At 68.9% G+C, this 15,099-nt stretch carries 13 protein-coding genes; 9 read left to right on the top strand and 4 right to left on the bottom strand.

The window, feature by feature from the left end:
• The first annotated feature begins 46 nt into the window (after positions 1 to 46).
• Entirely contained in the window at positions 47 to 2,815 is a 2,769-nt protein-coding gene (secA, locus tag EIK80_RS05425) for a preprotein translocase subunit SecA (RefSeq protein ID WP_125155970.1), read from the top strand.
• A 129-nt stretch (positions 2,816 to 2,944) separates the two neighbouring features.
• On the opposite strand, the gene EIK80_RS05420 is transcribed toward secA, so the two are convergent.
• On the bottom strand, positions 2,945 to 4,303 hold the full coding sequence (locus EIK80_RS05420; protein ID WP_125156615.1) for an MFS transporter: 1,359 nt from the start codon (positions 4,301 to 4,303) through the stop codon (positions 2,945 to 2,947).
• 73 nt (positions 4,304 to 4,376) lie between these two features.
• Between EIK80_RS05420 and EIK80_RS05415 the strand changes: the two genes are divergently transcribed.
• Both EIK80_RS05415 and EIK80_RS26620 read left to right on the top strand, forming a co-directional pair.
• Positions 4,377 to 5,081 carry a helix-turn-helix transcriptional regulator gene (locus tag EIK80_RS05415; RefSeq protein ID WP_125155969.1) on the top strand — a complete coding sequence of 235 codons (705 nt, stop codon included), beginning with the start codon at positions 4,377 to 4,379 and terminating at the stop codon, positions 5,079 to 5,081.
• A complete protein-coding gene (locus tag EIK80_RS26620; protein ID WP_233586501.1) occupies positions 5,078 to 5,245 on the top strand; it encodes a hypothetical protein in 168 nt (55 codons plus the stop codon). Before EIK80_RS05415 ends, EIK80_RS26620 begins: the two co-directional genes overlap by 4 nt.
• Here the strand turns inward: EIK80_RS26620 and EIK80_RS05410 are convergent.
• Positions 5,242 to 6,309: a DUF2855 family protein gene (locus EIK80_RS05410; RefSeq protein WP_125155968.1), complete on the bottom strand. Its 1,068-nt coding sequence runs from the start codon at positions 6,307 to 6,309 to the stop codon at positions 5,242 to 5,244. The two genes, EIK80_RS26620 and EIK80_RS05410, sit on opposite strands and share 4 nt — an antisense overlap.
• 148 nt (positions 6,310 to 6,457) lie before the next feature.
• Between EIK80_RS05410 and EIK80_RS05405 the strand changes: the two genes are divergently transcribed.
• The 4 genes from EIK80_RS05405 to EIK80_RS05390 all read left to right on the top strand — a co-directional run bounded on the left by EIK80_RS05405 (position 6,458) and on the right by EIK80_RS05390 (position 11,104).
• Positions 6,458 to 7,420 carry an EamA family transporter gene (locus EIK80_RS05405; RefSeq protein WP_199743392.1) on the top strand — a complete coding sequence of 321 codons (963 nt, stop codon included), beginning with the start codon at positions 6,458 to 6,460 and terminating at the stop codon, positions 7,418 to 7,420.
• 61 nt (positions 7,421 to 7,481) lie between these two features.
• A complete protein-coding gene (locus tag EIK80_RS05400) occupies positions 7,482 to 8,618 on the top strand; it encodes an epoxide hydrolase family protein (protein WP_125155966.1) in 1,137 nt (378 codons plus the stop codon).
• Positions 8,619 to 8,722: 104 nt separating this feature from the next.
• Positions 8,723 to 10,018 (top strand): O-acetylhomoserine aminocarboxypropyltransferase/cysteine synthase family protein, encoded by a 1,296-nt coding sequence (locus EIK80_RS05395; RefSeq protein ID WP_125155965.1) that lies wholly within the window; start codon positions 8,723 to 8,725, stop codon positions 10,016 to 10,018.
• 60 nt (positions 10,019 to 10,078) lie between these two features.
• On the top strand, positions 10,079 to 11,104 hold the full coding sequence (locus tag EIK80_RS05390; protein ID WP_125155964.1) for a low specificity L-threonine aldolase: 1,026 nt from the start codon (positions 10,079 to 10,081) through the stop codon (positions 11,102 to 11,104).
• A gap of 71 nt (positions 11,105 to 11,175) precedes the next feature.
• Here EIK80_RS05390 and EIK80_RS05385 read toward each other — a convergent pair whose 3' ends face one another.
• Together EIK80_RS05385 and EIK80_RS05380 are read right to left on the bottom strand one after the other, a co-directional pair.
• A complete protein-coding gene (locus tag EIK80_RS05385; protein ID WP_199743391.1) occupies positions 11,176 to 13,392 on the bottom strand; it encodes an EAL domain-containing protein in 2,217 nt (738 codons plus the stop codon).
• Between the two features lie 149 nt (positions 13,393 to 13,541).
• Entirely contained in the window at positions 13,542 to 13,895 is a 354-nt protein-coding gene (locus EIK80_RS05380) for a phage holin family protein (protein ID WP_125155963.1), read from the bottom strand.
• A 106-nt stretch (positions 13,896 to 14,001) separates the two neighbouring features.
• On the opposite strand from EIK80_RS05380, the gene EIK80_RS05375 reads away from it, so the two are divergent.
• Positions 14,002 to 14,106 (top strand): hypothetical protein, encoded by a 105-nt coding sequence (locus EIK80_RS05375; RefSeq protein ID WP_125155962.1) that lies wholly within the window; start codon positions 14,002 to 14,004, stop codon positions 14,104 to 14,106.
• Entirely contained in the window at positions 14,103 to 14,999 is an 897-nt protein-coding gene (gene rpoH, locus EIK80_RS05370) for an RNA polymerase sigma factor RpoH (RefSeq protein WP_125155961.1), read from the top strand. The genes EIK80_RS05375 and rpoH overlap by 4 nt, the downstream gene beginning before the upstream one ends.
• Positions 15,000 to 15,099 lie beyond the last annotated feature (100 nt).

Here is a 15,099-nt window from a genome sequence, read left to right as displayed (position 1 = left end):
TTAGCGCCGGCCTCCTCGTCAAACCGTCCCACCGGATTCCCCCCGCATGCTTGGTCTCGCCAAAAAGCTCTTCGGCTCTTCCAACGAACGCAAGGTCAAGACGCTGACCGCGCGCGTGGCGAAGATCAACGCCTACGAGGCCGAATACGCCGCCCTGTCCGACGAGGCCCTGAAGGCCAAGACGGCCGAGTTCAAGGCGCGCCTCGAGAAGGGCCAGACCCTCGACGACATCCTGAACGAGGCCTTCGCGGTCGTTCGCGAGGCGTCCAAGCGCGTGCTGGGCATGCGCCACTTCGACGTGCAGCTGGTCGGCGGCATGGTGCTGCACTTCTCGGGCATCTCGGAAATGCGCACGGGCGAGGGCAAGACCCTGGTCGCCACCCTGCCGACCTATCTGAACGCCCTGGAAGGCAAGGGCGTCCACGTCATCACCGTCAACGACTACCTGGCCCGCCGCGACGCCGACTGGATGGGCCAGATCTACAATTTCCTGGGCCTCAGCTACGGCGTGATCGTCAACGGCCTCTCCCAGGGCGAGCGCCAGCGCGCCTATCGCAGCGACATCACCTACGGCACCAACAACGAATTCGGCTTCGACTACCTGCGCGACAACCTCGTCTACAGCGTCGAGGAAATGGTCCAGCGCGGCCACAACTTCGTCATCGTCGACGAAGTGGACTCGATCCTGATCGACGAAGCCCGCACGCCGCTGATCATCTCGGGCCCGACCGAGGACCGCAGCGAGTTCTACAAGACGATCGACGTGCTGGTGAAGCAGCTGATCCTGGACAAGGGTACGTACGACCACGACGAGAAGCAGAAGCAGGTCATCCTGACCGAGGACGGCCAGGAGAAGATCGAGGAGATGCTGATGTCGGGCGGCCACCTGGCCGAGGACTCGGCGGGCCTCTACGACGCGGCCAACGTCTCGGTGGTGCACCACGTCAACCAGGCCCTGCGCGCCAACGTGCTGTACACGCGTGACAAGGACTACATCGTCAAGGGCGGCGAGGTGATCCTGATCGACGAGTTCACCGGCCGCATGATGACCGGCCGCCGCCTGTCGGAAGGCCTGCACCAGGCCATCGAGGCCAAGGAAGGCGCCGACATCCAGCCCGAGAACCAGACCCTGGCCTCGGTGACCATCCAGAACTACTTCCGCCTCTACAAGAAGCTGTCGGGCATGACCGGCACGGCCTCGACCGAGGCCCAGGAGTTCGACGACATCTACAAGATGGGCGTCAGCGAAATCCCGACCAACCGGCCGGTCCAGCGCATCGACGACGATGACGAGGTCTATCGCACCGAGCGCGAGAAGAACGAGGCCATCCTCAAGCAGATCGCCGACTGCCACGTGCGCGGCCAGCCGATCCTGGTCGGCACCGTCTCGATCGAGAAGTCGGAAGAGCTGTCCAAGCTGCTGTCCAGCTTCTCGTTCGAGAACAACGGCAAGAAGCAGAAGGGCATCCCGCACCAGGTGCTGAACGCCCGCTTCCACGAGCAGGAAGCCGTGATCGTCGCCGACGCGGGCGTGCCCGGCGCGGTGACCATCGCCACCAACATGGCCGGCCGCGGCACCGACATCCAGCTGGGCGGCAACATCGACATGCGCCTGTTCAACTGGCGCCAGCAGCAGAAGGGCATGGGCCTGGAGATCACCCACGAGGACGAGGTCGCCGAGCGCGCCCGCCTCGAGGCCGAGATCGCCGACGCAAAGGCCAAGGCGCTGGCCGCCGGCGGCCTGTTCGTGCTGGGCACCGAGCGCCACGAAAGCCGCCGCATCGACAACCAGCTGCGCGGCCGCACCGGCCGTCAGGGCGACCCGGGCCGGTCGAAGTTCTTCCTGTCCTGCGAGGACGACCTGCTGCGCATCTTCGCCGGCGAGCGTCTGGACGCGATCATGCGCACCTTCGGCGTCCAGGAAGGCGAGGCCATCACCCACAAGTGGCTGAACAACGCCATCGCCACGGCGCAAAAGCGCGTCGAGCAGCGCAACTACGAGATCCGCAAGAACCTCCTGAAGTACGACGACGTCGTCAACGACCAGCGCAAGGCCGTGTTCGAGCAGCGCCAGGAGTTCATGGAGAGCGACGACCTCTCGGACATCATCGTCGAGATGCGTCACGACACGATCGACGACCTGGTGGCCCGTCACCTGCCGCCCAAGGCCTATGCCGAACAGTGGGACATCGAGGGCCTGAAGGAACGGGTCCAGTCGATCCTGGGCCTGGACCTGCCGATCGAGGCGTGGGCCGCCGAGGAAGGCATCGCCGACGAGGAGATCAAGCAACGCCTCGTCAAGGCCGCCGACGACTACGCCGCCCAGCGCGAGGTGATCATCACGCCCGAGCAGATGCGCTCGGTCGAGAAGAACTTCCTGCTGCAGATGATCGATCTGCAGTGGCGCGAGCACCTGATGCACCTGGACCACCTGCGCAACGTCATCGGCCTGCGCGGCTATGGCCAGCGCGATCCGCTGAACGAATACAAGACCGAGGCCTTCTCGCTGTTCGAGAAGCTGCTGGGCGATCTGCGCACCAACACCACCCGCTGGCTGATGACGGTCGAGATTGCCTATGCCGAGCCGGAAGTCCCGCAGTCGTCGCTGGAAAACCTGGTCGAGGTCCACCTGGACCCGCTGACCGGCGAGAACGCCGCCGTCGCCGGCGCGATCCCCGACGGCCTGTCGCCGCAACAGCGCCAGGCCCTGCCGATCTCGTCCCTGCCGGAAGAGTGGGAGCGCACCAACCGCAACGCCCCCTGCCCCTGCGGCTCGGGCAAGAAGTTCAAGCAGTGCCACGGCTCGCTGGTGTAAGACGAGACGAAGCCTGAGCCTTGAAACGCCCGCCCTGGGAGACCGGGGCGGGCGTTTTGCTTGGCGCTAGATAGCTGATTTTAGAGCCTGTTTATCCCGTTTAGATGGTTCCATCTAACGGGACAGGCTCTAGGCCCTTCGCGCGGGCAGAAGGATCACCGCCGCCGCCCCGACCAGGATCACCGCCGCGCTGACGCCCGACATCCGCAGCCCCGCCGCCACGTCCGTCCCGGCCAGCGCCCCGAAGATCGCCACCCCGGCCGCGCCGCCGACCTGGCGGCAGGCGTTGAGCGTTCCCGAGGCCGCGCCGGCGTCGTGTCGGTCGACGCTGGCCAGCAGGCCGCTGGTCAGGGCCGGGATCGCCAGGCCCATGCCGCCGGGGATCAGGGCGAAGCCGGGCATCATCTCCAACAGGCCGCTATCGGGTCCCAGCCGGGCGGTCAGGGCGTAGCCGCACGCGGCGATCAGCACGCCGCCTGCGGTCACCGTCCTGGCGCCCAGCCGCGCCACGAGCCCGCCGCTGACCAGATTCGACAGCACGAAGGTCGCCGTCAGCGGCAGGAAGGCGATCCCGGCCTTGCCCGGCGCCCAGTGCAGGGCGCGCAGCATGTAGAGGCCCAGCACGAAGATCAGCCCGTAATAGGTGAAGTTCAGGGCCGAGCCGACCACCACCGCCGTCCAGGCCGGGCGCTTGCGGAACGCCGCCAGCGGCATGGCCGGGTGCGAGGCATGGCGCTCGACCCACACGAAGGCGGCGGCCAGCAGCAGGCCGGAGACCAGGGCGAGCAGCGGCCAGCCGTTCCATCCTCGATGTCCGCCCTCGATCAGCCCGCCGACCAGCAGGGTGACGGCGGCGACGGCCAGGGCCTGGCCGGGGATGTCGAACGGGACCTTCGGCCTGGGCGGCGTCGTGGGGGCGACGAGCAGGGTCAGCATCGCCCCGGCCGCGCAGAGCGGCAGGTTGACGAAGAACACCCAGCGCCAGCCGACCGCCTCGACCAGCAGGCCGCCCAGCACCGGGCCGGCGGCGATCGACACCCCGCCGGCGGCGGTCCACCAGCCAACGGCCGTAACGCGCGCCCGATCGTCGCCATGCGCGGCGTGGGCGATCAGGGCCAGGGACGGCGGGATCAGCAGCGCCCCGGCCGCGCCTTGCGCCACCCGGGCCAGGATCAGCGCCAGCGGGCTCCCCGCGACGCCGCAGGCGGCCGAGGCGAGGCCGAACAGCGCCAGCCCCGCCATGAACGCCCGCTTGGGTCCGACCCGGTCGCCGATCGCGCCAGCCGACAGCAGCATCGCCGCCAGGGCCAGCACATAGGCGTCGACCACCCATTGCAGCTGCGCGGTCGGGGCGTCGAAGGCCTTGCCGATGGCGTCCAGCGCGACATTGACGATGGTCACGTCCAGCTGGGTGACCAGGAAGCCGAAGCTGGCGGCGGCGGTGATCCAGCCGAGGCGGGAAGGCTTGGTGCTCATGGCCTGCGTCATGCCCTGGTCCGGCGCGCGATTGCTACACGCGTCGATGAACCATTCCGGCGGCGATCGGTCTAGGATGCCGGTCATGGACGCCAATATCGCTTCCCCCGCCGCCCTGATCGGCGACCCGACCCGTGCGGCCATGCTGCAGGCCTTGCAGGACGGTCGCGCCCAGCCCGCCAGCGCCCTGGCCTGGGCCGCCGGGGTCACCGCCCAGGCGGCCAGCAACCACCTCGCCAAGCTGGTCGACGGCGGCCTGCTGGCGGTCGAGCGCGAGGGGCGTCATCGCTACTACCGCCTGGCCAGCGCGGAGGTGGCCCACGCGATCGAGGCGCTGTCGGCGCTGGCCGCGCCCGTTCGCTCCCTGGAGATCCCGCGCTCGCCGAAGGCTAGGGCGCTGCGCGACGCGCGGTGCTGCTACGGCCATCTGGCCGGACGGCTGGGGGTGAGGGTGTGCGAAGCGCTGGTCGACCGCGACCTGATCCGACCGGCGGATGGGAAACTCTACGACGTCACGGCCGAAGGGCGACGCTGGTTCGAGGACCTGGGCGTCGCGGTCGAGACCCTGCGCTCGCCGCGCGGCGTCGCCCGCCAATGCCTGGACTGGACCGAGCGGCGGCATCACCTGGCCGGGCCGCTCGGGGTCAAACTGCTGGAGACGATGACGGCGCACGGCTGGCTGGCGCTGGAGGCCAAGGGACGGGCGGTGCGGGTGACGGCCGAAGGCGCGCTGGCGTTGCGGGCGCGGCTGGGCGTGAGCCTGGAGGATGAGGGACGGGTCGCGGCCTGAAAGTCACTTTCCTCCCCCTCTTGGGGGAGGGGGACCGCCGAATGGCGGTGGAGGGGGCAGCCGCGGCGAGCGCGCCACCGCTTCGCGGACCCCCTCCGTCTCGATGCGTATTCGCATCGATCCACCTCCCCCTAATGGGGAGGAGAGACCCACGCGCCTCCTAGGGCCGCAGCACCACGCCCACGTCCGCCGGCGTCCCGCCGTCCACCTGCGCCAGGTACGCGGCCTGAACGGCCTCGGGGCCCTGCCCGGTCTCCACTTTCAACCATCGCGGCGCGTCGGCCACGAAGCCGCTCCACGCCGCGCCGTAGCGTCGCTCGAACTCGCCCGGCGCCCAGTCCTGGCGCCGCTTGGCGATGCGGCTCGGCGCGAAGAAGAACGCCGGCGCCGGGCCAGGCAGGGCGCTTCCGCCGCTGTTCTCGGACTTGGGCGCCTCCCAGTGGGTGCCGCCGACCAGGATCGAGGCCTTCAGGTCGTCGGCGAACCGGTTGTGAACGCTCGCCAGCACCGCCGCGTCGCCCGCGAAGTCGACGAACGCCGCCGGTCCGTCGATCGCCGCCGTCGCCATGTCGTCGTACAGCACGACCTGATCGTAGAACCCCAGCCCCTCGACGAAGGCCTTGTTGCGGGGCGAGGTCAGGCCCACGACCTTCACCCCGCCGCGCCGCTTCAGCAGCGCCGCCAGGCCAATCGCCGTCTTGGACGAGGCGCTGGAGAGGATCACGCTCGTCGCGCCGTAGAAGTCATTCTCGTCGAGCTGGTCGTCGATCAGGAACGCGGTGATGAACAACGGCTGCAGCAACGCCTTGTGCGCCTCCAGGCCGTCGTCTTCTCCGACCGCCTGGTACTGGTTGTAGACCACCGCCAGATGCGCGCGATGCGGCGCGACGTCGGTGAAGCCGGTCTTGCCCGGCTTGGCCAGCACGGTCAGGTGCGTCGACATCGGCCAATAGCCGTAGAACCGCTGGCCGACCGCGATGTCCGGGTGGTTCGAGGCCTCGGCCCGGGCGTGGCCCCAGACCGGCACGCGGCCGAAACCCTCCGGCGCCGGGAAGAAGTCCCAGTATTTCATCGCCTCGCCGAACACGGCGTAGGTGATGTTGTTGGCCGTCAGGGCGAAGCTCTCGATCGCCAGGCGGACCTCGCCGTCGTTCAGCGGCGCGGGCGCGGCGTCGCGGACCTCGGCGCGGCGCAGGTTGTCTTTGGCGACCAGCAGGTCCCAGCCCATGGCGTTCTCTCCCTCGGTTTCCGATCGAGGCTAGGCGGCGGCGGAGAAGGCGTCAAACGAGCGTTTGTCTCTCCGTGCATAGTCCCGCGCGGTGAAACCGAGCCCAGGACCTAGGGGCGAAGGCGCGCCGCGCATTGTCACCAGAACAATGTTTCCGTTGCCCCGACGGCGGCCAGGGGGCAATCCAAGCCATCCCTCGCCCGATGGAACCGCCATGACCACGACGCCCCTGCCCTTGCGCCACTTCCTGCTGGCCCTGGCCGTGGTGGCGGTGTGGGGCACCAATTTCGTGGTCATCCGCATCGGCCTGAACCACCTGCCGCCGCTGCTGTTCGCGACCTTGCGCTTCTGCATGGTGCTGGTTCCGATGGTGTTCATCGTCAAGCGGCCGGCGGTGTCCTGGGCGAATCTGGCGGCCTATGGCCTGCTGATCGGCGCGGGCCAGTTCGGCCTGCTGTTCGTGGCCATGAAGGGCCACATCTCGCCGGGCCTGGCCTCGCTGATCCTGCAGACCCAGGTGTTCTTCACCATCGGCATGGCCATGTGGATCAGCAAGGAGCGGATCCAGGGCTTCCAGGTCGCGGCCCTGGCGCTGGCCATCGCCGGCATCGTGGTGATCGCCGCCCACGGCGGCGGGGCGGCCACGCCGCTGGGCGTGATGCTGGGCCTCTTGGCCGCGCTCAGCTGGTCGGGCGGCAACATCGTCGCGCGCCAGGCCGGGCCGGTGAACATGCTGGGCTATGTCGTCTGGGCCAGCCTGTTCTCGATCCCGCCGCTGTTTCTCATGTCGCTGTGGCTGGAAGGCTGGCCGGCCATCGTCAAGGGCGTGACCGGCGCGGGCCTGTCGACCTGGCTCGCCGTGGCCTGGCAGGCCGTGGGCAACACCATGTTCGGCTACGCCGCCTGGGGCTGGCTGCTGGCGCGGCACCCGGCCGCCACCGTGACCCCGATGGCCCTGCTGGTCCCGGTGTTCGGCATGAGCGCCTCCGCCCTGGTGCTGGGCGAGGGCCTGCCGGCCTGGAAGCTGATCGCCGCGGCGCTGGTGCTGACGGGCCTGGCGGTGAACATGCTGTGGCCGAAGGTGCGGATGAAGTTCCTGGCGCCCGCCTAAAACGGACATTGACCTCCCCCGCGTCACCCGCCTGACCCTGCCTTAAAACAGGGAGGCCGCCATGACGCCGTTCGAGGTGAACTGGACCCCGGCGCAGATCGACAAGGTCCTCGCCCAGGTTCGCGCCTATGAGTTTCCGCCGGCGCCGGAGGGCGGCGGCTGGGGCTATGGCTGCGACGCCGATTTCCTGCGAGACCTTTGCGCCTACTGGACCGAGGGCTTCGACGTCGCGGCGGCCCTGGCCAATCTCAACCGCTTCCCGCAGTTCACCGCGACGATCGAGGATCTCGACATCCACTTCGTCCATGTGGTCGGGGAGGCGAAGGGCAAGCGGCCGCTGCTGATCAGCCACGGCTGGCCGGGGTCGCACTTCGAGTTCTGGGACGCCATCGCGCTCCTGGCCTTCCCCTCGCGCCACGGCGGCGACCCGGCCGATGCGTTCGACCTGGTGATCCCGTCGCTGCCGGGCTTCGGCTTCTCCGGAAAGCCCAAGCGGCCGCTGGGCCAGCGGGCGACGGCGCGGATCTTCGACACGCTGATGACCGATGTCCTCGGCTATCCGACCTATCTGGCCCAGGGCGGCGACTGGGGCGGCCTCGTCACCTCGTGGCTGGGTCTGGACCACGCCGCGCATGTGAAGGCCATCCACCTGAACATGATCGGCCTGCGCCCAGCCGGCCCGCCCACGACCCCCGAGGAGATCGCCTGGATCACCGGCTTCGGCGCCCAGATGGATCTCTGGGGCGCCTATTTCCGCCTGCAGGCCAGCAAGCCGCAGTCCGTCGCCTGGCTCGGCGCCAGCAACCCCGTCGGCCAGGCGGCCTGGATCCTCGAGCGTTTCCACGACTGGGCCGACCTGTCGCAGAAGCCTTTCGAGCGGGTGTTCACGCGCGACCAGCTGCTGACCAACCTGATGATCTATGTGATGACCGGCAGCTTCACGACCGGCGCCTGGTACTACCGGGCCATGCTGGAGGAAGGCGGCCCCGTCCTGGCCGAAGGGCAGCGCTGCGAGACCCCAACCGCCTTCGCCAACTTCCCTGGCGAGAGCATCTACAAGCCCCCGCCCCGCTCGTGGGCCGACCGGGCCTACAACATCGTCCGCTGGACCGAACAGCCGCGCGGCGGCCACTTCGCGGCGATGGAGGAGCCTGAGCTGTTCGTCGACGATGTGCGCGCCTGGGCGCGCGCGACCTGAAGATTTTCTGACCCGTCGGCGAGAATATTGGACCTTATCGCCCGTTCCCGCGCGGCTAAGGTCGCGCCCGTCGTCGCCTGGATTACAAGTACGAGGAAACGCCGATGTCCGACCGCAAGCTCCACCCCGAGACCCTGGCCCTGCACGCCGGCTGGCGCGCCGATCCCGCCACGGGGGCCGTGGCGCCGCCGATCTACCAGACAACCTCGTACCAGTTCGAAAGCGCCGAGCACGCGGCCGACCTGTTCGCCCTGCGCAAGCTGGGCAACATCTACACCCGCCTGGGCAACCCCACGACCGACATCCTGGAGCAGCGGCTGGCGGCTCTTGAAGGCGGCGCCGCGGCCCTGGCCGTCGCTTCGGGCCAGGCGGCCTCGGCCCTGGCGATCCAGAACCTGGCCCGGACCGGCGACAATATTGTCAGCTCGACGGACCTCTATGGCGGCACCTGGAACCTGTTCGCCAACACCCTGCGCGACCAGGGGATCGAGGTTCGCTTCGTCGATCCGCAGGACCCGCAAGCCTTCGCCCGCGCCACCGACGAACGCACCCGCGCCTACTACGCCGAGACCCTGCCCAATCCGAAACTGACCGTCTTCCCGATCGCCGAGGTGGCGCAGATCGGCCGCGAGCTGGGCGTCCCCCTGATCGTCGACAACACCGCCGCCCCGCTGCTGGCCCGACCGCTGGAGCATGGCGCGGCGATCGTCGTCTATTCGACCACCAAATATATCGGCGGCCACGGCACCTCGATCGGCGGCGTCATCATCGACGGCGGCAATTTCGACTGGACGGCCCATCCCGAGCGCAGCCCGACCCTGAACACGCCCGACCCCAGCTATCACGGCGCGGTGTGGTCGGAGGCCGCCAAGCCGCTGGGTCCGATCGCCTATGTCCTGCGCGCCCGCACGGTGCTGCTGCGCGACCTGGGCGCGGCGCTTTCGCCGTTCAACGCCTTCCAGATCCTGCAAGGGCTGGAGACCCTGCCGCTGCGCATCGCCCGCCATAGCCAGAACGCCGCCGCCGTGGCCCAGGCGCTTTCCCAGACGCCGGGCGTGACGCGCGTGATCCACCCCAGCGTCCAGACCGGCCTCCAGCGCGAGCGCGCCGACCGCTATCTGTCGGGCGGCCACGGCGGCCTGGTCGGCTTCGAGCTGGCGGGGGGCCGCGAGGCGGGCCGCAAGTTCATCGACGCGCTGAAACTGTTCTACCACGTGGCCAATATCGGCGACGCGCGCAGCCTGGCGATCCACCCGGCCTCGACCACCCACTCGCAGCTCAGCGCCGAGGAGCAGGCCGCGACGGGGGTGTCCGACGGCTATGTGCGCCTGTCGATCGGCCTGGAGCATATCGACGACATCCTGGCCGACCTGAACCAGGCCTTGGCGGCGGCCCAGTAGGTCGATCGCCCGCGCGGGTTCCGCTTGCCCGGAACCCGCGCGCGCCTCTATCCAGAGGGCATGACAAGCCCCCGCTACGATTTCGCCTCTGACAACGTCGCCGGCGCCATGCCCGAGGTCATGGAGGCCCTGATCGCCGCCAACGCCGGAACGGCCTCGGGCTATGGGACAGACCATGTCAGCAAGGCCGCAGGCGACCGCATCCGCGCCCTGCTGGACGCCGACGCCGAGGTCCGGTTCACGGCCTCGGGCACAGCGGCCAACGCCTTCGCCCTGACCCTGCTGGCCGCCCCGCACGAAGCGGTGCTGGCCCACCAGCACGCTCACATCTGCACCGACGAGACCGGCGCGCCGGGCTTCTTCAGCCAGGGCGGCGGGCTGATCGGCCTGCCCGGCGCCTCGGGCAAGATCGCGCTGGCGGGTCTCGAGGCGGCCCTGGCGCGGCCCGAGGTCTCGTACAACCAGCCCGCCAACGCCCTGTCCCTGACCACCGCCACCGAATACGGCACGGTCTATTCCGAAGACCATCTGCGCGCGCTGATCGCGCCGGTGAAGGCCAAGGGCTACGGCGTCCACCTGGACGGCGCCCGCCTGGCCAACGCCGTGGCCGCCGGCTTCGACCTGAAGAGCGTGGCCAGGATGGGCGTCGATATCCTGGTGATGGGCGGCACCAAGGCCGGCTCGACCCCGACCGAGGCCGTGGTGTTCCTCAACCCCGATCACGCCCGTCGCCTGGACGCCCGCCTGAAGCACGCCGGCCAGCTGGTCTCCAAGGGCCGCTTCCTGGCCGCCCCGTGGCTGGGCCTGCTGGGCGAGGACGGGTCAACCGGTCCCTGGGCCGCGCGCGCCGCTCACGCCAACGCCATGGCCCGCAAGCTGGCCGAGTTGATGCCGTTTTCGATCAAGCACCCGGTCGAGGCCAACGGCGTCTTCGTCGAGATGGACGACCCCACCCTGGAGCGCCTGCGCGGCGAAGGCTGGTTCGTCTATCGCTTCCTGGACGGGACCGTGCGCTTCATGTGCTCGTGGGCGACGACGCCGGAGATGGTGGAAGACCTGGGCGCGGCGCTGGCGCGGGTGGCCTAAGTAGATGCTCCCCCGCGCGCGGGGGAGCTGTCGCGGAGCGACTGAGGGGGCTAATGCGGCAGGGGCTCCAGCTAGCCCCCTCCGGCCCTCCGGGCTGCCTCCCCGGCATCGCGGGGGAGGATCTTTGGCGCCGCTTCGGCCTGAGCGAAAGCCACGACCTCCGCCGCCGCCGCGCTGGCGCTCGTCTCGGTGATCCCCAGCAGCTGGGCGATCTCACTGGCCGGGGCCGGGCGGCTGATGAAATAACCTTGGATCTCGGCGCAGCCCTGGCCTCGAAGGGCGTTCAGCTGTTCCAGGGTCTCGACGCCCTCGGCCGTGGTGACGATGCCCATGGACGAGCCGAGGTCCAGCACGGCCTTGATGATGGCCATGGCGTCGCTGTCTTCCAGGATGTCGCGCACGAAGGTCTGGTCGATCTTGATCTTGTCGAACGGGAAGCTGCGCAGATAGCTGAGCGAGCTGTAGCCCGTGCCGAAGTCGTCCATCGAGATCCGCACGCCCAGGGCTTTCAGGTCGTGCAGCATCGACATGTTGGCGGCGCTGTCCTGCAGCAGCACCGACTCGGTGATCTCCAGCTCCAGGCGCTGGGCCGGCAGGCCCGAGGCCGCGATCGCCGAGACGACAGTGCGCACCAGGCCCCGGTCGCGGAACTGGGCCGGCGACAGGTTCACCGCCAGACGCACGTGATCGGGCCATCGGGCCGCTTCCGCGCAGGCCGTGCGCAGCACCCAGTCGCCCAGCGGGACGATCAGGCCGATCTCCTCGGCCAGCGGGATGAAGTCGGCCGGCGAGACCATGCCCCGCTCGGGATGGCGCCAGCGCAGCAAGGCCTCGCAGCCCGTCACCCGCTCGTCGCCCAGATTGTACAGCGGCTGGTAGTAGAGCTCGAACTCGCCGGCCGTCAGGGCCCGGCGCAGGTCCAGCTCGAGCGCGCGGCGGGCCTGCAGCTGCTCGTCCATGGCGCGCTCGAAGAAGTGGAAGGCGCCGCGACCGTCGGCCTTGGCGCGATAGAGGGCCATGTCGGCTTTCTTCAGCAGTTCGTCGGCGTCCTCGCCGTCCGAGGGCGCGGCGGCGACGCCGACGCTGGCGCCGATCACCACCTGGTGGCCCTGCAGGTCGAACGGCGCCGACATCGCCTCGACGATGCGCTCGGCCAGGCGCGTGGCGCCGGTCATGTCGGACAGGCCGGCCTGGACCACCGCGAACTCGTCGCCGCCCAGGCGGGCCACGGTGTCGCCTTCGCGCACGCAGCCGCGCAGCCGCTCGGCGGCGACGCGCAGCAGCTCGTCGCCCAGCGGGTGACCCAGGGTGTCGTTGACGGTCTTGAATCGATCCAGGTCGATGAAGTGCACGGCCAGCTGGTCGCCCTTGCGGGCGCGGCGGGCCAGGGCCTCCGACAGGTGCCGCTGAAACAGCACGCGGTTGGGCAGCTCGGTCAGCGGATCATAGTGGGCCAGGCGGGCGATCTGGGCCTCGGCCCGCTTGCGCTCGGCGATGTCCTCAGAGACGCCCAGCAGGTATTCGGCCTGCCCCTCGGCGTTGTGCAGGGCGATCTTCTTGGTGCGCAGGATGGCCATGCCGCCATCCTTGCGCGGCACGTGGTCTTCCTCGATCACGCGAACCTCGCCCGACTCCAGGACCTCGCGGTCGCGCTCGACATAGAGCGCCGCCAGTTCGGCGTCGTGGAAGTCGGCGTCGGTCTTGCCGATCACCTCGGCGCGGGGCCGGCCCAGCATCTTCTCGCCGGCGCGGTTCAGCAGGACGTAGCGGTGATCGTCGGCGCGCTTGACGAAGACCATCGAGGGCATGGCCTCAACGATGGCGGTCATGAAGGTCTGGGCGCGCTCGACATCGGCCTTGGCGGCGGCCAGCTCGGCCACGCCCCGGCGGTTGGTCTCGTTGGCCGCCTGCAGCAGGCCCAGCACCGTGCCGACGCCCAGATAGCGGCCGCCCTCGGTGACGATGAAGCCGCGCAGCAGGTCCGAGGCGCGGTAGGACAGGCTGTCGGTGGTGAACTCGGCCAGGGCCGTGTCGGCGTCGACGACCAGCGGCTCGCTGTCCATCAGCGTCGAGATCGGACGGTTGGCGTACAGGGCGCGGCCATACTCGGCGGCCATGCGCAGGAAGAAGGCGTTGCGTTCGACCAGGCCGATGGGGCGGTCGTCGGCGTCGACGACGGGCACGATCAGGGTGTCGGGCTCCTCGCGGAACCGCTCGTACAGGGCCTTGCCGAGATCGTCCTGAAGCGCGGGTTTCAGGGAAGAAACGGTATCCCGCAGGGTGAACATGGTTACGCCTCCACTCGCGGAGGGAAGGACCATTTCCTCGGCTAACGACCTGCTAATGGCCCCGCTTGAACGGGGTTATTTCGCGAAAACTTCATGGCGGCGTCACAGTGTTTGCGGGCGTGTTTACCGTGCCCGCCCACCCTGACGGCCTATTCCCTCGTGGCGTCCCCGAGCAGCACCTGGCCGACCCAGCTGACGATCCCCGTCACCACGGCGGCCTGCACCCCGGCCCACAGGCCGTTCACCGCCAGGCCGTCCAGGAACCAGGCCACCAGCCCGATCATCGCCGCGTTCACCACCAGCAGGAACAGGCCCAGGGTCAGGAGGGTCAGCGGGAAGGTCAGGACGGTGACCACCGGCCGGACCACGGCGTTGACGATCCCCAGCAGCAAGCCGGCGATCAGCAGGGTCTTCCAGCCATCGGCCGTGACGCCAGGCACGATCCGCGCGGCCAGCCACAGGCCGGCGGCGGCGATCAGGATGCGGAAGATGAAACGGAACATGCGGCGCGACTCCCCTCTCGATGGACGGAGATTGGCGCAATCGCGCGCCCGATCAAAGTGACGCCGCATTCGTACAATATCCCAGCGGGCAACTCGGACATTACAAATGCGTTACCACTCTTCCAACCGCCGCTTCGCGAACTATCTAGTCCCTCGTGTGGGGGATGATCGCGCGCGATTGGCGAGCGGATCCGCACGCAAGGGGATATGAAAACCATGGCCGTGAATTCTCTATCGGTGATGTCGCCGGACGGCGGCCTGTCGCGATACCTCACCGAAATCCGCAAGTTCCCGATGCTGCCCAAGGACGAGGAGTTCATGCTCGCCCAGCGCTGGAAAGAGCATCAGGACTCCGAAGCCGCCCACAAGATGGTCACGTCGCACCTGCGTCTCGTGGCCAAGATCGCCATGGGCTATCGCGGCTACGGCCTGCCGATCGGCGAGGTGATCTCGGAAGGCAATGTCGGCCTGATGCAGGCCGTCAAGAAGTTCGAGCCCGACAAGGGCTTCCGCCTGGCCACCTACGCCATGTGGTGGATCCGCGCCTCGATCCAGGAATACATCCTGCGCTCGTGGTCGCTGGTGAAGATGGGCACGACCGCCGCGCAGAAGAAGCTGTTCTTCAACCTGCGCAAGGCCAAGAGCCAGATCGCCGCCTTCCAGGAAGGCGATCTGCGCCCCGAGCAGGTCAGCGCCATCGCCACCAAGCTGGGCGTGCTGGACAGCGAGGTCATCTCGATGAACCGCCGCCTGTCGGGCCCCGACGCCTCGCTGAACGCGCCGTTGCGCGCGGACGGCGAAAGCGAGTGGCAGGACTGGCTGGCCGACGACGACCAGGTGTCGCAAGAGACCGTCGTCGCCGAGAACGAGGAGAAGTCGTTGCGGATGTCGCTTCTGGAAGAGGCGATGGTCGAGCTGACCGACCGCGAGCGTCACATCCTGACCGAGCGCCGGCTGAAGGACGACCCGACCACCCTGGAAGAACTGGCCGCCCAGTACGGCGTCAGCCGCGAACGGGTCCGCCAGATCGAGGTCCGGGCGTTCGAGAAGCTGCAGAAGACCATGCGCGAGGCGGCCATCGCCAAGAACATGGTGGATGCGTAAAAGCTTGAGCTCACGTCAGTGAGATGGAAAGGGGCGCTCGCTGAGCGCCCCTTTTTCGTTGCGCCACGGTCCTGAAGGTCCGGCGGCCGGCAGAGCGCCG

The sequence above is a fragment of the Caulobacter sp. 602-1 genome (assembly GCF_003931565.1).
Lineage (GTDB): Bacteria > Pseudomonadota > Alphaproteobacteria > Caulobacterales > Caulobacteraceae > Caulobacter.
Note: the sequence above shows the minus strand (reverse complement) of the source record. Positions and strands in the feature narration are given on the sequence as shown.

Coding starts and splice junctions, on each gene's coding strand:
- secA (WP_125155970.1), top strand. CDS start 47: ATGCTTGGTCTCGCCAAAAAGCTCTTCGGCTCTTCCAACGAACGCAAG.
- EIK80_RS05420 (WP_125156615.1), bottom strand. CDS start 4,303: ATGACGCAGGCCATGAGCACCAAGCCTTCCCGCCTCGGCTGGATCACC.
- EIK80_RS05415 (WP_125155969.1), top strand. CDS start 4,377: ATGGACGCCAATATCGCTTCCCCCGCCGCCCTGATCGGCGACCCGACC.
- EIK80_RS05410 (WP_125155968.1), bottom strand. CDS start 6,309: ATGGGCTGGGACCTGCTGGTCGCCAAAGACAACCTGCGCCGCGCCGAG.
- EIK80_RS05405 (WP_199743392.1), top strand. CDS start 6,458: ATGTTTCCGTTGCCCCGACGGCGGCCAGGGGGCAATCCAAGCCATCCC.
- EIK80_RS05400 (WP_125155966.1), top strand. CDS start 7,482: ATGACGCCGTTCGAGGTGAACTGGACCCCGGCGCAGATCGACAAGGTC.
- EIK80_RS05395 (WP_125155965.1), top strand. CDS start 8,723: ATGTCCGACCGCAAGCTCCACCCCGAGACCCTGGCCCTGCACGCCGGC.
- EIK80_RS05390 (WP_125155964.1), top strand. CDS start 10,079: ATGACAAGCCCCCGCTACGATTTCGCCTCTGACAACGTCGCCGGCGCC.
- EIK80_RS05385 (WP_199743391.1), bottom strand. CDS start 13,392: ATGTTCACCCTGCGGGATACCGTTTCTTCCCTGAAACCCGCGCTTCAG.
- EIK80_RS05380 (WP_125155963.1), bottom strand. CDS start 13,895: ATGTTCCGTTTCATCTTCCGCATCCTGATCGCCGCCGCCGGCCTGTGG.
- EIK80_RS05375 (WP_125155962.1), top strand. CDS start 14,002: ATGCGTTACCACTCTTCCAACCGCCGCTTCGCGAACTATCTAGTCCCT.
- rpoH (WP_125155961.1), top strand. CDS start 14,103: ATGAAAACCATGGCCGTGAATTCTCTATCGGTGATGTCGCCGGACGGC.